The 22,295-nt window shown below is 60.5% G+C and carries 15 protein-coding genes; 3 read left to right on the forward strand and 12 right to left on the reverse strand.

Features of this window, described 5'->3' with window-relative positions:
• The first annotated feature begins 68 nt into the window (after window positions 1-68).
• Both der and AAHA39_RS09640 read left to right on the forward strand, forming a co-directional pair.
• Window positions 69-1,565 (forward strand): ribosome biogenesis GTPase Der, encoded by a 1,497-nt coding sequence (gene der / locus AAHA39_RS09635; protein ID WP_104014530.1) that lies wholly within the window; start codon window positions 69-71, stop codon window positions 1,563-1,565.
• Window positions 1,566-1,690: 125 nt separating this feature from the next.
• Window positions 1,691-1,921, forward strand: coding sequence for a zinc ribbon domain-containing protein (locus tag AAHA39_RS09640; protein WP_071910699.1), 231 nt, complete (start codon window positions 1,691-1,693; stop codon window positions 1,919-1,921).
• 360 nt (window positions 1,922-2,281) lie between these two features.
• On the opposite strand, the gene mltF is transcribed toward AAHA39_RS09640, so the two are convergent.
• Window positions 2,282-3,766 (reverse strand): membrane-bound lytic murein transglycosylase MltF, encoded by a 1,485-nt coding sequence (mltF, locus tag AAHA39_RS09645; RefSeq protein ID WP_320655918.1) that lies wholly within the window; start codon window positions 3,764-3,766, stop codon window positions 2,282-2,284.
• A gap of 148 nt (window positions 3,767-3,914) precedes the next feature.
• Between mltF and purL the strand changes: the two genes are divergently transcribed.
• On the forward strand, window positions 3,915-7,820 hold the full coding sequence (purL, locus tag AAHA39_RS09650) for a phosphoribosylformylglycinamidine synthase (RefSeq protein ID WP_320655919.1): 3,906 nt from the start codon (window positions 3,915-3,917) through the stop codon (window positions 7,818-7,820).
• A gap of 69 nt (window positions 7,821-7,889) precedes the next feature.
• Here the strand turns inward: purL and AAHA39_RS09655 are convergent, their stop codons facing one another.
• The 11 genes from AAHA39_RS09655 to nuoG form a co-directional block, all read right to left on the reverse strand.
• Window positions 7,890-9,434, reverse strand: a complete 1,545-nt coding sequence (locus tag AAHA39_RS09655; protein ID WP_201929603.1) for an HD domain-containing phosphohydrolase — start codon at window positions 9,432-9,434, stop codon at window positions 7,890-7,892.
• Window positions 9,435-9,449: 15 nt separating this feature from the next.
• A complete protein-coding gene (locus AAHA39_RS09660; protein WP_201929604.1) occupies window positions 9,450-10,880 on the reverse strand; it encodes an HD domain-containing phosphohydrolase in 1,431 nt (476 codons plus the stop codon).
• Window positions 10,877-12,007, reverse strand: a complete 1,131-nt coding sequence (locus tag AAHA39_RS09665) for an FIST signal transduction protein (protein WP_201929605.1) — start codon at window positions 12,005-12,007, stop codon at window positions 10,877-10,879. The genes AAHA39_RS09660 and AAHA39_RS09665 overlap by 4 nt, the downstream gene beginning before the upstream one ends.
• 191 nt (window positions 12,008-12,198) lie before the next feature.
• Window positions 12,199-13,662, reverse strand: coding sequence for an NADH-quinone oxidoreductase subunit NuoN (gene nuoN, locus AAHA39_RS09670; protein WP_201929606.1), 1,464 nt, complete (start codon window positions 13,660-13,662; stop codon window positions 12,199-12,201).
• Window positions 13,659-15,203, reverse strand: a complete 1,545-nt coding sequence (gene nuoM / locus AAHA39_RS09675) for an NADH-quinone oxidoreductase subunit M (RefSeq protein ID WP_320655920.1) — start codon at window positions 15,201-15,203, stop codon at window positions 13,659-13,661. Before nuoM ends, nuoN begins: the two co-directional genes overlap by 4 nt.
• A 99-nt stretch (window positions 15,204-15,302) precedes the next feature.
• Window positions 15,303-17,150, reverse strand: a complete 1,848-nt coding sequence (nuoL, locus tag AAHA39_RS09680; RefSeq protein ID WP_124241258.1) for an NADH-quinone oxidoreductase subunit L — start codon at window positions 17,148-17,150, stop codon at window positions 15,303-15,305.
• Window positions 17,147-17,455: an NADH-quinone oxidoreductase subunit NuoK gene (gene nuoK / locus AAHA39_RS09685; RefSeq protein WP_033114519.1), complete on the reverse strand. Its 309-nt coding sequence runs from the start codon at window positions 17,453-17,455 to the stop codon at window positions 17,147-17,149. The genes nuoL and nuoK overlap by 4 nt, the downstream gene beginning before the upstream one ends.
• Window positions 17,452-18,003 carry an NADH-quinone oxidoreductase subunit J gene (nuoJ, locus tag AAHA39_RS09690; RefSeq protein ID WP_033114520.1) on the reverse strand — a complete coding sequence of 184 codons (552 nt, stop codon included), beginning with the start codon at window positions 18,001-18,003 and terminating at the stop codon, window positions 17,452-17,454. Before nuoJ ends, nuoK begins: the two co-directional genes overlap by 4 nt.
• Window positions 18,004-18,013: 10 nt before the next feature.
• Entirely contained in the window at window positions 18,014-18,556 is a 543-nt protein-coding gene (gene nuoI / locus AAHA39_RS09695; protein ID WP_033114521.1) for an NADH-quinone oxidoreductase subunit NuoI, read from the reverse strand.
• Window positions 18,557-18,564: 8 nt separating this feature from the next.
• A complete protein-coding gene (nuoH, locus tag AAHA39_RS09700) occupies window positions 18,565-19,533 on the reverse strand; it encodes an NADH-quinone oxidoreductase subunit NuoH (RefSeq protein ID WP_033114522.1) in 969 nt (322 codons plus the stop codon).
• A complete protein-coding gene (gene nuoG / locus AAHA39_RS09705; protein WP_320655921.1) occupies window positions 19,530-22,253 on the reverse strand; it encodes an NADH-quinone oxidoreductase subunit NuoG in 2,724 nt (907 codons plus the stop codon). The genes nuoH and nuoG overlap by 4 nt, the downstream gene beginning before the upstream one ends.
• Window positions 22,254-22,295: the final 42 nt, after the last annotated feature.

A 22,295-nucleotide genomic window follows, 5' to 3' on the forward strand; every position in this document is an offset into this window, starting at 1 on the left:
GTTAATTTGAATATCCGGCTCCTGGTCTTCGGACCCGGAGCCTTTGTCGTCTTGAGAATGAGGCTTTTATGACTCCTGTTGTTGCCCTGGTGGGCCGCCCCAATGTGGGGAAATCCACCCTGTTTAACCGCCTGACCCGTACCCGGGATGCCCTGGTTGCCGACTTCCCCGGCCTGACCCGGGACCGCAAATATGGCCAGGCGAAGCTGGGCGAGCTGGAATTTATCGTGGTCGATACCGGCGGTATCGATGGCACCGAGGAGGGGATCGAGCTGAAGATGGCCGAGCAGTCCCTGCTGGCCATCGAAGAAGCCGATGTGGTGCTGTTCATGGTGGATGCTCGTGCCGGTTTGACTGCTGCGGACCAGGCCATCGCCGAGCACCTGCGCAAGACTCACAAGAAGGTGTTTCTGGTCGCCAACAAGACCGACGGCATCGACGGTGACTCTGCCGTTTCCGAGTTTTACGGTCTGGCGCTGGGTGAGGTCTACCAGATGGCGGCCGCCCACGGTCGTGGCGTATTGAGCCTGCTGGAGCTGGCGCTGGCTCCTCACCTGGAGACGCTGGTCGAAGCCGCTGGTGGCGAAGAGGTGCAGGACGAGGAAGAAGAGGACTTCGACGAAGAAGCCCTGCTGCGCATGGTGGCTGCCGGTGAACTCGATACCAAAGAGGACACCAAGGAGACGCCGTTCGCCGATCTGCCCATCAAGTTCGCCATCGTCGGTCGTCCCAACGTCGGCAAATCAACCCTGACCAACCGCATGCTGGGTGAAGATCGGGTCATCGTCTATGACATGCCGGGCACCACCCGTGACTCCGTCTACATCCCGATGGAGCGTGACGAGCAGAAGTACGTCATCATCGATACCGCCGGCGTGCGCCGTCGTGGCAAGGTGCACGAGACGGTGGAGAAGTTCTCCGTCATCAAGACCCTCAAGGCCATCGAAGATGCCAACGTCTGCCTGCTGGTGATCGACGCTCAGGAGACCATCACCGATCAGGACTTGAGCATCCTTGGCTTCGTGCTCAACACCGGCCGCTCCGTGGTGCTGGTGGTGAACAAGTGGGATGGTCTGGATCAGAAAGTGAAAGAGGATGTGAAGAACGAGCTGGATCGTCGCTTGGGCTTCATCGACTTCGCTCGCGTTCACTTCATCTCCGCCCTGCACGGCAGCGGTGTTGGTCACCTGTTTGAATCCATTCAGGAGGCTTACCAGTCCGCCACTCGCCGTACCAGTACCGCCATGCTGACCCGGATCATGCAGATGGCGCAGGAAGATCACCAGCCGCCGATGGTCAACGGCCGCCGCGTCAAACTGAAATATGCTCACGCCGGTGGTTACAACCCGCCGCGCATCGTGATCCATGGCAACCAGCTCAACGACTTGCCGGACTCCTACAAGCGGTATCTGATCAACTACTTCCGCAAGTCCCTCAAGATCATGGGCTCACCGATCCGGGTCGAGTTCCAGGAGTCGGTCAACCCGTTTGAAGGCAAGAAGAATACCCTGACCCTGAGTCAGGAGCGCCAGCGCAAACGGCTGCTGAAGATGAAGAAAAAATAAGCCCTGGCGGCTGCCCTCACCGGCAGCCGCTTTGTTATCCTCGCCATGTTAAGTTGTGTGATAAGGGGGAGGGGGATCTGCCATGGAGCCAGACCATGGCAGATCCACTTTTCGAGGAGTTGATTATGGAAGCCCTGCTTTGTCCATCCTGCCAGAGTGAACTGGATACCCGCAGCAAGGAGCAAACTTGCGGTAACTGCAAGGCCATTGTGCGGGTCACTGCACTCTGCCCCACCTGTCATCAGGAGCTGGAGCGCCTCAAGGCGTGTGGTGCGGTCGATTACTTCTGCAATCACTGCAACTCGCTGGTCTCCAAGCGCTCGGTGCAATTTAGCGCCGACATCCAGCAAGCCTGAGAAATCCAGAGCATAAAAAACCCGGCTAATGCCGGGTTTATGCTGTGTGCTCTGCGATAAGCAGAGTATAGGATCGATTTCTGCGCCACAGGTTGCGCTTGATGTCATTAAGCTTGAGTTTGCGTCTGGGGCTCCAGCTGCACTTTGCTTTTCTGACCAGACTGATTTTTCTACGTTTTTGCATCTTGGTCTCCTCCCAACTTAGGTGGCCATCCGGGCCTTGGGTCATTGATGGAGCCCATCCGAAATTGCTGTTATTTAATCTCTCAACATAATGAAAACAATGCGATTTCGGATAGGCTCCGATGTAATTCGATGGTAACAGAGAAGTTTGCGTGAAAACAGTCGAATAATAGTTTGTTAGCGCATGGTGATCTGATTGACCACCTCGGCGATGACGGTGGGGCGCTCCGCCAGCTCAGGTTCGCTGGCGTTGTCGATGTTTTCGCGCTGTTGTGCTCGTTGTTTCTCGTTGTCGAGCCAGAGCAGGCTCTGGTAATACTGGCGCACGTTGTTGACGTAGTTGCGTGCCTCGCCGCCACGGGCATAGCCGTAGCGCACCTTGCGATGCCAGCGCGCCTGCTGCAGCAGCGGCAGCACCTCTTTCACGTCGCCCCAGGCATCCGGGTTCTTGCCCAGATCCTTGGTGAGGCGACGGGCATCCATCATGTGGCCGTAACCTATGTTGTAGGCGGTGAGGGCAAACCACACCTTCTCGTCATCAGGCACCGAGTCGGGCACCTTATCCATCATCTGCTGCAGATAGAGGGCTCCGCCCTTGATGCTCTCTTCCGGATGGAGCCGGTCATTGACCCCCATCGCCTTGGCGGTGGGTTCGGTCAGCATCATCATGCCGCGCACGCCGGTGTAGGAGCGCGCCTGCGGATCCCAGTGGGATTCCTGATAGCTGATGGCGGCCAGCAGGCGCCAGTCGATGTTCTTGGCATGGTTCTGGAACAGCGACTGGTACTTGGGCAGCAGGCTCTTGGCCCGCTGCAGGAAGGTGCGGGTATCGACGAAATCGAAGTTCTGCACGTGGCCGAAGTACTTCTCGTCGAGTTTGGCAATGGCACCATCCATGAAGCGCTGGCCGAAGAAGTCGATGACGCTGGCATAGAGGCTGTCATCGGGAAGCTTGCTCATGGCCCAGGCGACGGTCTGCTTCTGGGCCAGGGTCAGCCCCTCGGTGAGCTCCGGGTAGTAGCGCTGGCTGCGGGCCAGCACAGTGTCCTGCACAACCGTGTAGTCAATCTTGCCTTCAACCACCTGTCTCAGCAGATCTTCCAGATCGGCGCTGTTGCTGACGCTCCAGTTGAGGTCAGGATTGGTCTTGCTGAGCTCTTTGAGCAGATCTTCACCGGTCGAACCGGCAGCCACCACCAGCTTGCCCTTGATATCATCGAGAGAGTCCGGCTTTGGCTTGCCGTTGCGATAAACCAGTTTGGGGGAAACCTGATAGAAGCCCGGTCCGAAGCGAAACAGCTGGCGCCGCTCCGGGGTGACCATGATGGCGGCTGCAGCCAGATCGAGTTTGCCTTTCTTGAGCAGGTTTACCAGTTCATCCGAACTGTTAACCGGCACTATGGTGAGTTTGACCCCCAGCCAGTCGGCATAGTTTTTCGCCAGCTCGTAATCGAACCCCTGGGCGGTGTCGTCACGCTGGTAATAGGAGGTGGGGCCGTAGATGGTGCCAACCCGGATCTCGCCCCGTTGGCGGATCTGCTCCAGCTGGCTGGAGGGGGTGTAGAAGTCACAACCGACCAGGGTCAGCAGCAACGTCAGCCCGATAAATAGTCGAAAAATGCAGCGCAAGTAGGTGAGTACCTTTGTTGAAAAAATCGGCATTTGTCAAAAAAGAAGCACCTTTATACCAGAGAGTGTGCGCCGAGTCACACTACACAAAACGAGAAAAACGTTTGTCCGCTGTGAGCCAGCTCCCTATAATACGCGCGTCTCAATTCCCCCCACTTCAAAACTTGGTGAGAAAGGTCATATGGATATCTTGCGTGGTGCCCCTGCACTGTCTGAGTTTCGTGTCCAAAAACTGCTGCAGCGATTTGCGCAGATGCAACAGGAGAGAGGAGTAGAGATAGAGGATGTCTATGCCGAATACGTGCACTTTGCCGAGCTTTCGAGCCCGCTGTCGCCCCCGGAGCGAGCGACCTTGGGCCAGCTTCTGCGCTACGGCCCGACTATCCCCGAACACACCCCCAGCGGTCAGCTGTTTCTCGTTACCCCCCGCCCCGGCACTATCTCCCCCTGGTCTTCCAAAGCAACCGATATCGCCCACAACTGCGGCCTGAACAAGGTCAAGCGGCTGGAGCGTGGCATTGCCTATTACGTGCAGGCCAAGGGTGAGCTGAGAGCTGCCCAGCGTGCCGATGTGGCGGCCGTGCTGCACGATCGCATGATGGAGACGGTGTTTGCCGACATGGAAGCGGCGAGCGCTCTATTTGCCCACCACGAACCGCGTCCCTTCACCCAGGTCGATGTGCTGGGCGGTGGTCGCGCCGCGCTGGCCGAGGCCAATGTGGCGCTCGGTCTGGCCCTGGCCGACGACGAAATTGACTATCTGGTGGAGAATTTCACCAGGCTGGGTCGCAACCCCAACGACATCGAGCTCTACATGTTTGCCCAGGCAAACTCCGAGCACTGTCGCCACAAGATCTTCAACGCCGACTGGACCATCGACGGTGAGCAGCAGCCCAAGTCGCTGTTCAAGATGATCAAGAACACCTTCGAGCAGACGCCGGATCATGTCCTGTCTGCTTATAAAGACAACGCCGCCGTGATGGAAGGGAGCCAGGGGGGCCGCTTCTTCCCGAGCCCGGCCAGCGGCGAGTACCAGTATCATCAGGAGCAGGTCGACATCCTGATGAAGGTAGAGACCCACAACCACCCGACCGCCATCTCCCCGTTCCCGGGGGCGGCCACCGGCTCAGGCGGCGAGATCCGCGACGAGGGTGCCACCGGTCGCGGTGCCAAGCCCAAGGCGGGTCTGGTCGGTTTCTCCGTCTCCAACCTGCGCATCCCCGGCTTCGAGCAGCCCTGGGAGCAGGATTTCGGCAAGCCGAGCCGCATCGTCAGCGCGTTTGACATCATGCAGGAGGGGCCGCTTGGCGGCGCCGCCTTCAACAACGAGTTCGGCCGTCCGGCCATTCTCGGTTACTTCCGTACCTTCGAAGAGGAGGTGCCGAGCCACAACGGCGTCGAGGTGCGTGGCTACCACAAACCCATCATGCTGGCGGGCGGTATCGGCAACATCCGCAGTGAGCATGTCCAGAAAGGGGAGATCCCGGTCGGCGCGGCGCTGATCGTGCTGGGCGGCCCGGCGATGAACATCGGTCTGGGCGGCGGCGCAGCTTCCTCCATGGCTTCCGGCCAGTCGGCCGAAGATCTCGATTTTGCCTCGGTGCAGCGTGACAACCCCGAGATGGAGCGCCGGTGTCAGGAGGTGATCGACCGCTGCTGGCAGCTGGGGGACGACAACCCCATCGTCTTCATCCACGACGTGGGCGCCGGTGGCCTCTCCAACGCCATGCCGGAGCTGGTGAGCGATGGCGATCGCGGCGGTCGCTTCGACCTGCGTGCCATCCCGAACGACGAGCCGGGCATGAGCCCGCTCGAGATCTGGTGCAACGAATCCCAGGAGCGTTACGTGCTGGCGGTGGCCAGGGAGAAGTTGCCGTTGTTCAAGGCTCTGTGCGAGCGTGAGCGCGCACCCTATGCCGTCATCGGTACCGCCACCGAAGAGAAGCACCTGACGCTCTCCGACCAGCATTTTGACAACCACCCCATCGATCTGCCGCTGGACGTGCTGCTGGGCAAGACCCCCAAGATGCATCGCGATGTTGCAAGCCTGCCTGCCCAAGGCAAAGCGCTCCAACTCGATGGCATCACCCTGGGCGAGGCTGCAGAGCGGGTGCTGCGTCTGCCCACCGTAGCGGAGAAGTCCTTCCTTATCACCATCGGCGATCGCAGCGTGACCGGTTTGGTCAACCGCGACCAGATGGTTGGCCCCTGGCAGATCCCGGTGGCTGACTGCGCCGTCACCGCGGCCACCTACGACAGCTACCACGGTGAAGCCATGTCGATGGGCGAGCGCACCCCGGTGGCGCTGCTCTCCCACGCCGCCTCTGCCCGCATGGCGGTAGCGGAAGCACTCACCAACCTGGCACCGGCTCACATCGGTTCCCTCAAGCGGGTCAAGCTCTCCGCCAACTGGATGGCCGCAGCCGGCCATCCGGGGGAAGATGCCGGCCTCTATGAGGCGGTCAAAGCGGTGGGTGAGGAGCTCTGCCCGGCACTTGGCATCACCATTCCGGTGGGCAAGGACTCCATGTCCATGAAGACCCGCTGGCAGCAGGATGGCAAGGAGCACAGCGTCACCTCGCCGCTCTCCCTGCTCATCTCGGCGTTTGCCCGGGTCGAGGATGTGCGCAACACCGTCACGCCGCAACTGCGTACCGATCTCGGTGAGACCGACCTTATCCTCATCGACCTTGGCAATGGCAAGCAGCGCCTCGGTGCCTCCGCACTGGCACAGGTCTACCGCCAGCTGGGTGACAAGGCGCCGGATCTCGACAATCCGGTTCAGCTCAAAGGCTTCTTCAACGCCATTCAGGCGCTGGTGGCCGATCGCAAACTCGTCGCCTATCACGACCGCTCCGACGGTGGCCTGTTTGTCACTCTGGTGGAGATGGCCTTCGCCGGTCATTGTGGTCTCGACATCCAGCTCGATCGCATCGGCGGCGAGCTGCTGCCTGCGCTGTTTAACGAGGAGCTGGGCGCCGTTATTCAGGTGCGCCGTGAAGATAAAGAGGCGGTGATGACCCTGCTGGCCGGTCACGGTCTGGCGGCTTGCTCCCACGTGCTCGGCACGGTGCGCGAGGGGGATCTCATCACCCTGCAACGGGCCGGTCAGGAGGTCTATCGCGCCAGCCGCACTGCCCTTCGCACTATCTGGGGCGAGACCAGCTGGCAGATGCAGCGTCTGCGCGATAACCCCGAGTGCGCGGATCAGGAGCATGCTGCTCGTCAGGACGCCACTGATCCGGGCCTGCAGGCCAAGCTCAGCTTCAACCCGGCCGAAGATGTTGCGGCACCTTACATTGCCCGTGGGGTCTCCCCTCGTCTGGCGGTGCTGCGCGAGCAGGGTGTCAACTCCCACGTGGAGATGGCGGCGGCGTTTGACCGTGCCGGCTTTGCGGCAGTGGATGTCCATATGAGCGACATCCTCTCCGGCCGTATCAAGCTGGAGGAGTTCCAGACCCTGGTGGCCTGTGGCGGTTTCTCCTACGGTGACGTGCTGGGAGCGGGCGAAGGCTGGGCCAAGTCCATCCTGTTCAATGACAACGCTCGCGAGCAGTTCCAGCGCTTCTTCGAGCGTGGTGATACCCTCTCCCTGGGTGTATGCAACGGTTGCCAGATGATGTCCAACCTGCGGGATCTCATCCCGGGCGCCGATCTGTGGCCGCGCTTCGTGCGCAACCGCTCCGAGCGCTTCGAGGCCCGCTTCAGTCTGGTTAAGGTACAGGAGTCCCCGTCAGCCTTCTTCGCCGACATGGCTGGCTCGGTGATGCCGATTGCCGTCTCCCACGGGGAAGGGCGCGTCGAGGTGCGCGATGCCGCTCACCTGAACGCACTGCAAACCAGCGGGCTGGTGGGGCTGCGCTTTGTCGATAACCGCGGCAGTGTGACCGAGCAGTACCCGGCCAACCCGAACGGCTCGCCGGACGGCATCACCGCAGTGACTACCACCGACGGTCGCGCCACCATCATGATGCCACATCCGGAGCGGGTGTTCCGCACCGTGGCCAACTCCTGGCACCCTGACAACTGGGGCGAGGACGGTGCCTGGATGCGGATGTTCCGCAACGCCCGGGTTCGTCTGGGTTAATAGAGACGGCGCTAGCGCGTAACAACAGAAACCGGCCAATTGGCCGGTTTTTTTATGGCATGTACGACCTCAGGTTTGACCGTGACCCAGCTCATGGGGGGTGAAGTCCCCACGGTCGAGAATGCGCAGGCAGGCGTCCACTACTGCTTCATCCAGCTTGGTGCCGCGCAGCTCGATGATGTGGGCTCTGGCTTGAGGAATGCCAAGGGCGGCGCGGTAGGGACGATCGGAGGACATGGACTCCACAATATCGGCCACCGTGAGAATGCGCGCTTCCAGCAGGATCTGCTCGCCCTTTAACCCTGATGGATAACCGGAGCCGTCGAGATACTCGTGGTGTTGGTGGATCATCTGGGCGATGGGCCAGGGCAGAGCGACATCCTTGAGCACCTGATAGCCGGCGATCGGGTGTTCCTTGACCAGATTGAACTCCTGAGGTGTCAGCCTGCCCGGTTTGGTGAGGATGTCGACCGGTACCTGGATCTTGCCGATATCGTGCACCATGGCTCCCAGATACAGCCCTCTAAGCCGCTTCTCATCGAGCTGCAGCTCGCGACCGATGGCCAGCGCCAGGGTCGCGACATGCTTCTGGTGGCCGGCGGTGTAGGGATCGCGCTGCTCCAGCACGGCGGCAATGGCTCCGAGGGCATCTTCCAGTGCCAGCTCCAGCTGACGTGCATGCAACACCTTGTCGCGTTGGGCGGCGAGATAGGCCTGCTGGGTGCTACGGGCCTGCAGACCGTAGGCAAGGTAGTCAGCCAGCCGGCTGAAGAGATGCATCTCCTCATCGGTGAAGGCGCGTGCCTGCTCGCTGTGAATGAGCAGGCCGCCCCGCAAGCTGTCGTGCCACTGCAGCGGCAGCAGCAGGCGAGCGCGCAGGGTCGCGGTATGGTGAACAAACTCGTTGGCCAGCGCCTCGTTACACACGGATCCCTCGCGGATGGCGTGGTGCAGAGTCCGATCCCGGGTGAGCCACTCATCGTTGGAGAACCAGACCGCATTGCCCGCCTGTGCCAGCACCTGTAGTACGCTCTGGCCAGCTACCTCCTGCAATACGGTAACGAGGGGGAAGCGGCCATCAAAGGTGATGGCGTCGCAGATCTCCTGCAGCAGTTTCTTCTCATCGTCCTGCTCCAGCATCGCATGGTGGGCGCGACCGATGGCCTCCAGGGTCCAGGTGTATTGTTGCAACCGCTCCTGCTGTTGCTTCGCTTCTGTGATGTCGTCAAAGAAGACGCCGACACCGACCACTTCGCCCAGCTTGTCGCGCAGGGGAAACTTGGTGGTGCTGAGCCAGCGAGCCTCGCCACCTCTGAGATAGGGCTCTTCGTGATGCTGGGGCGTGCCGCTGACCATGACCCTGAGATCGTCATCCCGATAGCGTTGGGCCAGCTCGGCCGGGAAAAAGTCGGTATCGCATTTGCCGATGATCTGTTCCGGAGGGAGGGCAAGATCGTCGGCTACCAACCTGTTGCAGGCGATGAAGATGGATCGTGTGTCTTTGAGCAGGACACGATAAGGCAGTTGATCCATCACCTGACTGAGCAGGAAGACATCGGGTGGCAGGTTGATTGTCTGTGGTGAGGTTGGGCAAGTGATTTGCTTTGACGTCATCTGGGACCACCTGGATCAGTTGGTAAAGCGGTCGCCCGCTTGCCACACGGTAAAGCAGGCACTGACTACCTGCTCGTCATAGCGAACGCCGGCATAGCGCGTCAGCTCGGCGAAGGCCTCGGTGAGGGACATGGCCCGCCGGAAAGGACGGTGGGCCGTCATGGCAGCGAGAGAATCGGCCACCCGAATGATCCGTGCCTCCAGACAGATGTCGTCACCCTGCAGTCCATGCGGGTAGCCGCTGCCATCCATGTTTTCATGGTGCTGCAGCACTATGGTGGTGATGGGCCAGGGGAAGTCTATCTGTTGCAGGATCTCGCAACCGGCCTGCGGATGCTGCTTGATAAGTTCGAACTCAACGGGCCTCAGTTCGCGGGGGCGGGTGAGGATCTCCGCCGGGATCTGCAGCAGACCGATGTTGTGCACCATGGCCGCGAGCCCGAGTCCATCCAGCCGATCCTGAGAAAGTTGCAGATGCTGGCCGATGGCCAGTGCCAGATCGTGCACGCGCCGCTCATGGCCTGCGGTACTGGGATCCTTGTGGGCAATGGCAGAAGAGAGCGCCGCTATGGTTTGAAACAACAGGGCTCGCTGTTGTTGTTCACTCTCCTTTATGCGGGTGATATCTACCAGCGCCCCTATGATGCCGGCCACCTCGCCCTGATGGTCATAGAAGAGATCCTTGAAGTTGAGCACCTGATAGCGCCTGCCATTGCGATCCAGCAGAAGGTGTTCGAAATATTGCGGTTGCCTGCTGCGCAACACCTCCAGATCGCGCTGTATATACTCCTCGGCCAGCTCGGGCGGCAGTATTTCGTCCACTCGTTTGCCCAGCAGCTCGGCCTTGCTGATACCGGTGATCTGGGTGAAGGTCGGGTTGCAGCTGATGAAACGCCCCTCGACATCCTTGCTGAACACCGGGATGGGGATGGCCCTTAATAGGGATTCGTTGAAGCGCTGCATATCGACCAGCTCTGCCTGCTGGCGCAGCGCCAGCTGCTCGCTGTCACGGCACAACTGGATGGCGCGGGCCAGGTTGCCAAGGATCGGGCTGAACAGTTGGCAGATCTGTTCACCCTGATGCTCCGGATTGGGGGAGAGCAGCAGCATCAGATATCCCCCCTCGACTTTGAGGCGATAAGCAAATGGATAGGTGCGAGAGCCGGGCAGAGGGATCGGGGCACGCAGGATGCATTGATCGCCGTCGATGACCCAGGAAGGGAGGCTCACGGATTGCCCTTGATGCTGGAGCAACCGCTCGTCCCCGATAGCCTTGACGATCCTCTGCCCCCCTTTCGGCAACTGCTGCAGTACCACCCCGACCGGACAGGCACAGTGAAATAGGAAGCGTTGCAGCACCTTGGTCAGCAAGGCATCAAGGGTGACCTCACGCCCGATACAGAGAGAAAGGTCGCAGACAATGGCCATGGCGTGATCGTTGTTCACCGAGACCCCTCCCCATTGCAGAGAATGGCGCCGTTGTGAAACAGCGGATAGTCCCCCGGTCGCAGGCTGCCTATTTCGCCAAGTGAGAGGGCGCCGACCAGCTCGTGGGCTCCGCTGTGGGTGAAGAGGGTCTCCAGCTCAAGCGCACTCTGCTCACCGAAGTGCTGTTGACGCCCGGCGCAGTAGTAGATCTCGATGCGTTCAGGCACACCATGCTGGCTGAGTTTCCCAGCCAGCTCGATGGCATGGGCGGTCGGACTTTGCGGCGCCTTGAGCAGAGTGAGGATACTGTGGTCAGGCACCTCTCCGACGCAGAGCAGAGCACCCTCTTCGGTGACGGCGACCGGGATGCGTACGATCACGTCGCCATTGGCTCTGAGTAACCCGAGCGGCAGGTGGACGCCGTACTTGTAGAACAGCTCCGGCGTGAGGCTCTGCTGGAATTGCTGCCGGATCAGAGACTGATAACGGCTGAAGGCAGGTTCCCAGTCGATAAAGGAGATCTTGTTGCCCTCGCTGCTGGTGGCAAGCATGGGTTGGGCAGTGAGTTGGTAGCCGTGCTCGAGCAGTGAGTAACTTTGGTAGGGAAGCAGTGCGCAACTGACTCCGTGTTCCAGCAATGTCTGGTTGTCGAAGAGGCAGGGCATTGCCGTGAACTGGCCGCTGCCAGCATTGACGCCGGCATAGTTGACCCTGTCCGCCAGCCGCAGATAAAGCCCTTCGAGAATGGAGGCAATATTGGGGATCATGGCGTCGAAAGTAAGAAATAGGGTGGGGACTTTCTGTGGAGCTGGCCATTGTGAGAGCCGAGGGGCCAGCTGCTCGCAGATGATGGCGGCCAGCTCATCGGCGCTGGCGGTATAGGAGAGTGGGATCAGCAGAGGGTTGTGAGATGCCGGGCGGGGCAATAGCCAGGCCCCCTTTTCGTGGAAACCATGCTGGCTGACCAGGCTTGGAAAGATGGCCCCGCAAAGCTGAATATCGAGGCGTTGGCACTGCTGCTGCAGTTCGGCAACACGTGCGGCATCCCGCTCGGCCAGCAACACATCGAGTCGTCCCCCTCGGTAGGGAAGCAGTGTGTCGGTCAGTGGATGCGCATCAAATTGATGAAAAGTAGGCTGCATCATCGCTCGGAACTCCATTCCTGCCAGTCATCAATATATCAGTAAGGGGGCTGGGTGAATACCTATCAATATTTAATGTGTCGGTATAAGCCTTTCTAAAAACTGACAAATTTGAGTCGTGGCAGGATGTATCCGGTTAGGTGGCAATAAAAAACCGGCCACAGGAGCCGGTTTTGATTGAGCCGCAGTTTGAGTTACTGCAGTACGACGTTCTGGAAACCCTGTACCAGCGAGATGACCGGTTGTGGGTAGAGGCCGAGCAATACCACCAGCGCGGCCGAGAGCAGCACAACCACGCCACCGGAGGAGAGCGCCCAGTTGGCGCTGGCATCGCGTTGCTGCATGCCCGGCTCGCGCAGATAGAGGGTCACCATCACACGGAGGTAGTAGTAGAGACCCAGCGCACTGCCCAAAATGATGGCAGCGGAGAGCCACCAGAGCTGGGCCTCGACAGTCACACCGATGAGGTAGAACTTGCCGATGAAGCCGAGCGTCATCGGGATACCGGCCAGAGAGAGCATCATCACGGTCAGCACGGCGGTCAGGTAGGGACGCTTCCAGAACAGGCCGCGATAGCTGTGCAGAGAGTCCGCATCCTTGCCGCGATAGGGGCTCGACATCATGCTGACGACGCCAAAGGCGCCCAGGCTGGTGAACAGATACATCAGCAGGTAGATCCCGGCCGCTTCCACCGGCATCTGGCCGATACGGCTCGCCACGATCACCGCCAGCAGATAACCAAAGTGGGAGATGGAGGAGTAGCCCAGCATCCGCTTGATGTTGCTTTGTACCAGTGCCAGCAGGTTGCCGATGAGGATGGAAATGAAGGCCATGGCGGCCAGCAACCAGTGGATCATGGGATCGGCAGCAGCCGGTACGGCCAGATAGAAGCGCAGCAGTACGGCAAACACGGCGACCTTGCTGACGGTTGCAAGGAAGGTGGCGACCGGTGCCGGTGCACCTTCGTAGACATCCGGCGTCCAGAGATGGAAGGGAGCCAAGGAGAGCTTGAAGGCAAAACCGACCAGCATCAGACCAAGACCGCCCATCAGCAGCGGATGGTGAGCCGGGCTCTGGGCCATGGTCACCCCGAGGGCATCAAAGCTCAGGCTGCCAGCCTGGGCATAGAGCAGCGCCATACCAAACAGCAGGAAGGCGGTGGCAGCGGCAGAGAGCACCATGTACTTCACCGCGGCTTCCAGCGAGTGGCGCTCGCGATAGGCGTACCCGACCAGACCGAACATCGGCAGGGTCAGCATCTCGATCCCGATAAAGAGGGAGGCGAGGTGGCGGGAGCAGGCCAGCACCAGACCACCGGCCGTGGCGATCAGCAGCAGCAGGAAGAACTCTTCCCGGTTATCCGGGTAGGCTTTCAGCCACGACTGGCCGAAGGTACAGGTTGCCAGCGCACCAATCAGCACCAATCCCATGTAGAAGACGGCATAGCCATCGACTTGCAGCAGCGGGGTGACCCCCTGATCTCCTTGCGCCATGACGATGGGCAGGGAGAAGAGCGCCAGGTTGAGACCAATGATGGTGACGGTAAAGGCGGTAGTGACACAGCGGCGCCACGCGATGGCCAGCATCAGGGCCGCCATGGCCCCGGTGGTCAGCAGCAGGGGAAGCAGTGCCAGCAGTTGGGAAGCGGAGAAAGTCATTGCAGAGCTCCAGCAGTTGGCAGCAGATACCAGTGCAGCACGTTGATGAGGCTGCTGCTGGCGGTATCAATCACGGGTTGGGGATAGAGGCCCAGCAGAACCAGCAGGCCCGCAATTACCATCATCATGGTCAGTTCGCGGCGATCCAGTCCTTTCAGGATGCTCTCGTCCTTGGCCGGGCCAAAGCAGGCGCGCTGCAGCATGATGAGGGAGTAGACCGAGGCCAGCACCAGACCGAAGGTGGCGACCGCAGTGATCACCGGGGCGACCTGGAAGCTGCCGATCAGGATCAGGAACTCGCCGACGAAGTTGCCGGTGCCCGGCATCCCCAGAGAGGCGACCGAGAAGAAGAGCATCACGCCCGGCAGATAGCGCAGGCGTCCCCACAGACCACCCATCTGGCGCATGTCGCGGGTGTGCAGCCGCTCATAGAGCTGACCGCAGAGGATGAAGAGGCCGGCGGCGGAGAGACCGTGGGCGATCATCTGCACAACGGCACCCTGCAGGGCCACTTCGCTACCCGAGTAGATGGCGATCATCACAAAACCCATGTGGGAGATGCTGGTGTAGGCCACCAGCCGTTTGATGTCGGTCTGGGCAAAGGCCACGATGGCGCCATACACGATGCCGACAAGACCCAGCACCATGGCGTAGGGGGCAAATTCGGCTGAGGCCTCCGGGAACAGCGGCAGGGCGAAGCGCAGCAGACCATAGGCCGCGGTTTTCAGCAAAATACCGGCGAGATCCACCGAGCCTGCGGTCGGCGCCTGACTATGGGCATCCGGCAGCCAGCCGTGCAGCGGCACCAGCGGCATCTTGACCGCGAAGGCGATGAAGAAGCCCAGCATCAGCAGCCACTGTACACCCTTGCTCATCGGGGTATTGAGCAGATCCAGATAGTTGAAGGTGAAGACACCGGTGGCATGCTGGTGGGTCAGCACCAGCCCGATGATGGCCACCAGCATGATCAGGCCGCTCACCTGGGTGTAGATGAAGAACTTGGTCGCCGCGTTGATCCGTGATTTGCCGTCAGTGACCGAATGGCCCCAGAGCGCAATCAGGAAGTACATGGGAACCAGCATCATCTCCCAGAAGAAGAAGAAGAGGAACAGGTCCAGCGCCATAAAGACGCCGAGCACGCCGCCCAGGATCCAGAGCAGGTTCAGATGGAAGAAGCCGATGCGTTGCACGATCTCTTTCCACGAACAGAGGATGGCCAGTACCCCGATAAAGCAGGTGAGGATGACCATCAGCAGTGACAAACCATCCACTGCCAGATGCAGGGAGATGCCGAAGCGGGGGATCCAGGGCAGACGCCATTCGGCAGCCCATGGGGAAGCGGCACCAGTGACGCCCGCGCTATCGAGGCCGGTGGTGGCAAGAGAGAAATCACCACTTAGCCAGATGGCACAGGAGAGCAGCAGGCTGGCGCTCATGGAGAGGAGGGCAACCCAGCGGACAAACTGCCCGCCGAGACGCTCCATCTGCCAGCAGAGCAAGCCGCCGATGAAAGGAATTAACAAGATCCAGAGTAAGGTCACGGTATCAGCTCTCGTTCAAGTTCATATGAGATTGCACGCCCTGTTCCATCAAGGTCGGCAAACAGCCCGGCTGTACGATTTTCGTGTTGTTCATCGCGTTTACCCCAGTAGCAGCAGTGCCAGCACCAATGCGGCACCGATCCCCATGGAAGCGGCATACCAGCGCAACTTGCCGGTGACTGTCCAGGCCAGCAGCTGGTTGCCACGCAGGGCGAACCAGGCGGGCAGGCCCATCATCCAGTCCAGCGGATCCTGTCCGACCAGACGGGTTGCCAGCAGATAGGGTTTGACCCACAGCTGGTCGTAGAGCCAGTCAAAGCCCCAGGCGTTGAACCAGAGGGTGCTGAGCAGACGGCCCGGGGCGCTGTTGGCAATGGATGTGGCCAGACGGCGCTCACCAAGGAAGAGGAACGCGGCCAGCGCGATCCCTGCAATGGCGATGATGCCGGAGGTTATCTCCAGTGCATGACGACCCTCTTCGATATGATCCCCCGGGCCTGCCGGCAGCACACCTGCCAGTGGCGGGGTGATAAGAGCCCCAATGCCGGTGGAGAGCACCAGCAGAACCAAGAGCGGCAGATGATGAGCCAGGCCGTGACCAGCGTGAGCTTTGGTCTGCTCTTTGCCATGGAAGGCGATAAAGATCAGTCGGAAGGTGTAGAGGGAGGTCAGGAATGCCCCTACCAGACCGGCCCACAGCAGAGCGCTTTGGCCAGAGGCTTCTACTTGCCACAGGATGGCGTCCTTACTGTAGAAACCAGAGGTGACCAGCGGCAGCGCGGCCAGCGCTGAACCACCCACCAGGAAGCAGGCATAGACCAGCGGCAGGCTCTTGCGCAGGCCACCCATCTTGAAGATGTTCTGCTCGTGATGGGTCGCGACGATAACGGCACCGGCGGAGAGGAACAGCAGCGCCTTGAAGAAGGCGTGGGTCATCAGGTGGAAGATGGCCCCTTCCCATGCACCGACACCGAGCGCCAGGAACATGTAGCCAATCTGGCTCATGGTGGAGTAGGCAAGGATCCGCTTGATGTCGGTCTGTACCAGCGCGGCAAAACCGGCCAGCACCAGGGTGATGGCGCCAACCAGCCCGACCAGATGGAGGATCTCCGGCGCAAGCAGGAACAGACCATGGGTGCGGGCAATCAGGTAGACACCGGCGGTCACCATGGTGGCGGCGTGGATCAGCGCGGAGACCGGCGTCGGGCCTGCCATCGCATCTGCCAGCCAGGTTTGCAGCGGCAGCTGGGCTGATTTGCCGACCGCACCGCCCAGCAGCATCAGGCAGGCGAGTGACAGGGCTGGGGAGCCTTCGGCAAACATGGTCGGCGCACGAACCAGCAGCTCGTGAATATTGAGAGTGCCCAGTTCGCGATAAAGGATAAACAGGCCGATGGCGAGGAACACGTCACCCACACGGGTCACGATGAAGGCCTTGAGGGCCGCCGCGCCATTGTTGCGATCCTTGTAGTAGAAGCCGATCAGCAGGTAGCTGCACAGCCCCACCCCTTCCCAGCCGAGGTAGACAAACAGCAGGTCATCGGCCAGTACCAGAAACAGCATGCTGGCGATAAAGAGGTTGGTGTAGGTGAAGAAGCGGGAGTAGCCCTCTTCACCGCGCATGTACCAGGATGCGAACAGGTGGATGAAGAAGCCCACCCCTGTCACTACGCCCAGCATGGTCAGTGACAGGCCATCCAGCGCCAGGCTGAAGGTGGGGGTGAAGTGGCCTACCGCCATCCACTGCCACAGGTGCTGGATATAGACGCCACCCTCGGGCGGGTTGGCCAGAAAGTCCATGCCGACCCAGAGTGTGGTAAGCGCCGAGAGACCAATGGAACCTACCCCGATCAGCGCCGAGGTGCGCTCCCCCAGACGGCCGAGGGAGAAGGCCAATACCAGCCACCCCAGCAGCGGAAATAGAAAAGTCAGATATAAGAGGCTCATCCGTGCATCTCGCTCACAGTATCCACGTTAAGGGTGTGGTAACGACGATAGAGCAGCAGTAACAGGGCAAGGCCGATACTGGCCTCCGCTGCTGCCAGAGAAATCACCAGTATGTACATGATCTGGCCATCGGCCTGAGCCCAGCGGCTACCCGCCACCACAAATGCCAGTGCCGACGCATTCATCATGATTTCGATGCTCATCAGGATGTAGAGCAGGTTGCGGCGGATCAGCAGGCCGCACAGCCCGATGCAGAAGAGCACCGCGGCCAGCAGGAGGCCGTGCTCCATGGGGATTCCATTCATTGCTGACCTCCTTCATGTGACGGACGTGATTGATTGCGGGGGACAGAGAGCACTTCGCCGCTCTTGTCTTCCCGGCCCAGATGGTAGGCGGTCACCAGACCCGCCAGCAGCAGGATTGAGGCAAGCTCCACTGCCAGCACATAGGGGCCAAAGAGTTCGACACCCACCTGTTTGGCGGTGACGTCGGTCACCCCGAGCAGGCCGCCGGTCACCCCGAGGATGCCGTGGGCCAGGAAGCCCAGCAGGATCAGCGAGAGCAGGGCTGGCCCCACCCAGGTCATGGGGGTGAGCCAGTTTTTCTCCTGCGCCTGCGCAGAGCCCAGGTTCAGCATCATGACCACAAACACGAACAGCACCATGATGGCGCCTGCGTAGACGATCACCTGCAGGGCGCCGGCAAAGGCGGCACCCAGGCAGAAGAAGATCATGGCCACGGCGATGAGGGAGATAATTAGATTAAGCAGCGCATGCATGGGGTTGCTGGTGCTGATCACCCGCAGCGTGCTGTAAATGGCCACCAAGGCCGAGGCATAAAATGCCAGTTCCATGATTGACTCCTCAGGGCAGCAGGCTCTTGACATCGATGGGTTTGGCTTCGTTTTCGGCTTCCCCTTTCGGTTTGCCGTCGATGGCCATCCCGCTCATGCGATAGAAGTTGTAGTCCGGGTATTTGCCTGGCCCGCTGATCAGCAGATCTTCCTTCTCGTACACCAGATCCTGGCGGCGATACTCGCCCATTTCGAAATCCGGCGTCAGCTGGATAGCGGTGGTGGGGCAAGCCTCTTCGCACAAGCCGCAGAAGATGCAGCGGGAGAAGTTGATGCGAAAGAATTCCGGGTACCAGCGACCATCTTCCCGCTCGGATTTTTGCAGCGAGATGCAGCCGACCGGGCAGGCAACCGCGCAGAGGTTGCAGGCCACGCAGCGCTCGTCACCGTCCGGGTCGCGAGTCAGCACGATACGGCCGCGGTAGCGGGGCGGCACATAGACCGCCTCTTCCGGATAGTTCAGGGTTTCACGAGGCCGCCAGGCATGGGAGAAGACCATGGCCAGACTGCGTAACTGGGTGCCAACACCCTGGATAATGCTAAAAATTTTCATCTCGTGCCTCACTGCACATTCATCAGCACTACTGCCGCGGTGACCAGCATATTAAGCAGGGTCAGCGGCAAGCAGACTTTCCAGCCAAACGCCATCACCTGGTCAAAGCGCGGGCGAGGCAGGGAGGCCCGCAGCAGAATGAAGAACACCATGAAGCAGGCGGTCTTCAGAGCAAACCAGATGAAGGGGGGCAACCAGGGACCATGCCAACCACCGAAGAAGAGGGTCACGATGAGCGAGGAGATCAGCACGATGCCGATATATTCGCCCACGAAGAAGAGACCCCATTTCATCCCCGCATACTCGATGTGATAGCCATCGGCGAGCTCCTGCTCGGCCTCCGGCTGGTCAAACGGGTGGCGGTGGGTTACGGCAACGCCGGCAAACAGGAAGGTGACAAAGCCAAGGATCTGCGGGACCACGTTCCACAGACCAGCCTGAGCCTCGACGATGTCGCGCAGGTTGAAGCTGCCGGTCTGGATCACCACTCCCATCAGGGATAGGCCGAGGAACACCTCGTAGGAGAGGGTCTGGGCCGAGGCGCGCAAACTACCCAGCAGGGAGTATTTGTTGTTGCTCGACCAGCCGGCGAACAGCACCGCATAGACCGCCAGCCCCGCTATGGCCAGGATGTAAAGCAGACCCACGTTGAGATCCGCTACGCCCCAGGTCGGGCTGATCGGCACCACCGCAAACGCCAGAATAAAGGCGGTGAAGGCAATGATGGGAGCCAGGATGAAGATCCGCCGATCGGCGAACGGCGGGATCCAGTCCTCCTTGAAGAACATCTTGACCATGTCGGCCGCCAGCTGCAGCAGGCCGAACGGGCCAACCCGGTTGGGGCCGTAACGATCCTGCCACAGCGCCAGCAGGCGGCGTTCGATGAAGCTCATGAAGGCGCCAGCCCCCACGATCCCCACCAGCACGAGCAGTGCCTTGCCGACCTCCAGCAACAGATCAATCAGCGAGTCGCTCATGCGATGACCTCCTGCAGGTTACTGATATATGCCTGCTGCAGCGCAGTTGGCAGGCCGTTGACGCCAAGGGGCAGACCGACCAGACCGGCTGCCAGCTGCTCGCTCAGACGCAGACGCAGTTGCCAGTGGCTGCCACCCCAGGAGAAAGAGACCTGATTGCCTGCATGCAGGGCCAGACGCTGCGCATCTGCCGGATTCAGCACCAGCTCGGGCTCGTTCATCCGGGTCTGGATGACCGGGCTGCGGGCGGAGAGCTCCTCGCCACCAAACAACTGGACATAGTTGACCACTTGCAGCGCATCCTCTGCCTTGAAGGGGGAGGGGATGGTGGCAAACCAGCCAAGGGTATCTTCGCTTGCTTCCAGCAGACGGCGACCCGGATCACCGGCGCGCAGTTTGCCACCCACCTCATCCTGGAACTTGTTCCAGGCTGAAGGAGAGTTCCAGCCCGGTGCCCAGGCGAACGGTACTTGCGGCAGCGGTTGACGGGCCCCGGCATACCCTTCCATGGAGAAGTTGAAGGGGGAGTCCGGATCCTGAGCTACCCGTGGTTCGCTGACGTTCTGGTTGGCCAGCATGGAGGTGCGGCCACTGTAGCGGTGCGGTTCACGAGCCAGACGCATGCCGCGGATGCGCAAGCCTGCGTTGGGGGCAGCTTCCAGCATGGTGGCCAGCAGCGGATTGCTGGTGGCGCAGTCATGGTTGATCTGGTCGAAGTTCTGCCAGCGCAGAGATGTGTGCTCAAGAGCACCTTGCAGCGCCGCCAGCCAGCGCCACCCTTCACGCACCTGAATATCGGCGTTGTAGAAGGCTGGGGAATAGACCTGGAAGAAGCGCTGGGCGCGACCTTCCATGTTCACCAGGGTGCCATCGGCTTCGGCAAAGCTGGCGGCCGGCAGGATCAGATCTGCCTTTTGTGCAGTCCGGGTGTCCTGATGATCGATGACCAGCAGGTGCTGCAGTCTTGCCAGTGCAGCATCCACACGGTTGCGCGGTGCACGGCGATAAAGATCGTTCTCCAGTGTCACCAGCGCCAGCTTCTCTTGCGCTTCAATGCGCTCGAAAGCAGCTTCAAGCGGCTTGCCACCCAGCATGGCCAGGCCGAGCGAGTTGGCCTCCTGGGCAACCAGCGCGATGCTGGCTTCCAGACCACGCCCTTTCAGGGCACGAGCAATGTTGCTGGCAGCTTCAATCAGCGCCACGCTGCGTGCGCTGGAGCCGGCGATGATGAGCGGCTTTTTGGCGTTGCCCAGCAGTTCGGCCCAGCGTGCAGCCTGAGCCTGCTGCTCGGCAGAGAGGTCGGTGATAGCTGGCGCCGCATTGTCGAGCAGATTGGCGATGGCAAAGCCGAGGCGCGCCTGATCGGCGTAAGAAGAGTGCAGTTTGTCGGCAGCTACGTCATCGAGACGGGTGGTGTCGAGACTTGTGATGAGCAGCGGATAGCGCTCGTTCTGACCTAGGGTCTGAACGGCAGCGACTTGCCACAGATCCACCTTCATCTTGCGGGCCAGTTCGCGGGCCTTGCCCTTGACGGCTTGGCGCAGGGCCAGTGCAATTCGAGCCGCACTCATGGTGACATCTTCGCCGAGAACCAGAATGGCGTCGGCCTCTTCCATGTCGCGCAGGCTGGGGGTAGATACGCCGCCATGCTGCAAAATCTGCAGGATCTTCTGCTGGCATTCCCACTCGGCCTGCTCCATGCCGCAATAGAAGTTCTCTTCACCCACCAGTTCGCGCAGAGCGAAGTTGCTCTCCAGCGACGCGCGGGGCGAACCGATACCGATCACTCCACTGGCGGTGCGCAGGGCATCGGCGGCGCGGTTGAGAGCACCATCGACCGTGATGGCCAGCTTGTCGTTTCCTTCACGCAGCAGCGGCTGGCGCGGGCGATCAGCCAGGTTGACATAGCCATAGCCAAAGCGGCCGCGATCGCAGAGGAAGTAGTGGTTGAGGCTGCCGTGGAAGCGGTTTTCGATACGGCGCAGTTCGCCATAACGCTCGCCCGGGCTGATGTTGCAGCCCACGGAGCACTGCTGGCAGACGCTCGGGGCAAACTGCATGTCCCATTTGCGGTTGTAACGCTCGGAGTGAGTCTTGTCGGTGAAAACGCCGGTAGGGCAGACTTCCACCAGATTGCCGGAGAATTCGCTCTCCAGCGTGCCATCCTCGACCCGACCGAAATAGACGTTGTCGTGGGCACCGTAGACGCCAAGATCCTCGCCACCGGCATAATCCTTGTAGTAACGGACGCAGCGGTAGCAGGCGATGCAGCGGTTCATCTCGTGGCTGATGAAGGGGCCGAGATCCTGATTCTGGTGGGTGCGTTTGGTGAAGCGGTAGCGACGGCTGTTGTGGCCGGTCATCACCGTCATATCCTGCAGGTGGCAGGCACCACCCTCTTCACACACCGGACAGTCGTGGGGGTGGTTGGTCATCAGCCACTCCACCACGCTCTTGCGAAACTCCTTGGCCTCTTCATCTTCGATGGCGATATAGGTGCCATCGGTGGCCGGTGTCATGCAGGACATCACCAGACGGCCACGCTTGTCATCGGCATTTTGATACTGTTTCACCGCGCACTGGCGGCAGGCTCCCACGCTACCAAGCGCCGGGTGCCAGCAAAAATAGGGGACGTCGAGACCGAGGGACAGACAGGCTTGCAGCAGGTTATCTGCCCCGTCTACCTCGTACTCTTTACCGTCTACATGAATGGTCGCCATACAACTTCCCTGAAACCTGTTTTGTGAATTCGGCTATTGTCT

This window comes from Aeromonas sp. SE22 (assembly GCF_038739755.1).
In the GTDB taxonomy this organism is placed as follows: domain Bacteria; phylum Pseudomonadota; class Gammaproteobacteria; order Enterobacterales; family Aeromonadaceae; genus Aeromonas; species Aeromonas jandaei.

Bases quoted from the DNA above. Each gene is read 5' to 3' on its own strand.
- der (WP_104014530.1), top strand. From the start codon at position 69: ATGACTCCTGTTGTTGCCCTGGTGGGCCGCCCCAATGTGGGGAAATCC.
- AAHA39_RS09640 (WP_071910699.1), top strand. From the start codon at position 1,691: ATGGAAGCCCTGCTTTGTCCATCCTGCCAGAGTGAACTGGATACCCGC.
- mltF (WP_320655918.1), bottom strand. From the start codon at position 3,766: ATGCCGATTTTTTCAACAAAGGTACTCACCTACTTGCGCTGCATTTTT.
- purL (WP_320655919.1), top strand. From the start codon at position 3,915: ATGGATATCTTGCGTGGTGCCCCTGCACTGTCTGAGTTTCGTGTCCAA.
- AAHA39_RS09655 (WP_201929603.1), bottom strand. From the start codon at position 9,434: ATGACGTCAAAGCAAATCACTTGCCCAACCTCACCACAGACAATCAAC.
- AAHA39_RS09665 (WP_201929605.1), bottom strand. From the start codon at position 12,007: ATGATGCAGCCTACTTTTCATCAATTTGATGCGCATCCACTGACCGAC.
- nuoN (WP_201929606.1), bottom strand. From the start codon at position 13,662: ATGACTTTCTCCGCTTCCCAACTGCTGGCACTGCTTCCCCTGCTGCTG.
- nuoL (WP_124241258.1), bottom strand. From the start codon at position 17,150: ATGAGCCTCTTATATCTGACTTTTCTATTTCCGCTGCTGGGGTGGCTG.
- nuoK (WP_033114519.1), bottom strand. From the start codon at position 17,455: ATGAATGGAATCCCCATGGAGCACGGCCTCCTGCTGGCCGCGGTGCTC.
- nuoJ (WP_033114520.1), bottom strand. From the start codon at position 18,003: ATGGAACTGGCATTTTATGCCTCGGCCTTGGTGGCCATTTACAGCACG.
- nuoI (WP_033114521.1), bottom strand. From the start codon at position 18,556: ATGAAAATTTTTAGCATTATCCAGGGTGTTGGCACCCAGTTACGCAGT.
- nuoH (WP_033114522.1), bottom strand. From the start codon at position 19,533: ATGAGCGACTCGCTGATTGATCTGTTGCTGGAGGTCGGCAAGGCACTG.
- nuoG (WP_320655921.1), bottom strand. From the start codon at position 22,253: ATGGCGACCATTCATGTAGACGGTAAAGAGTACGAGGTAGACGGGGCA.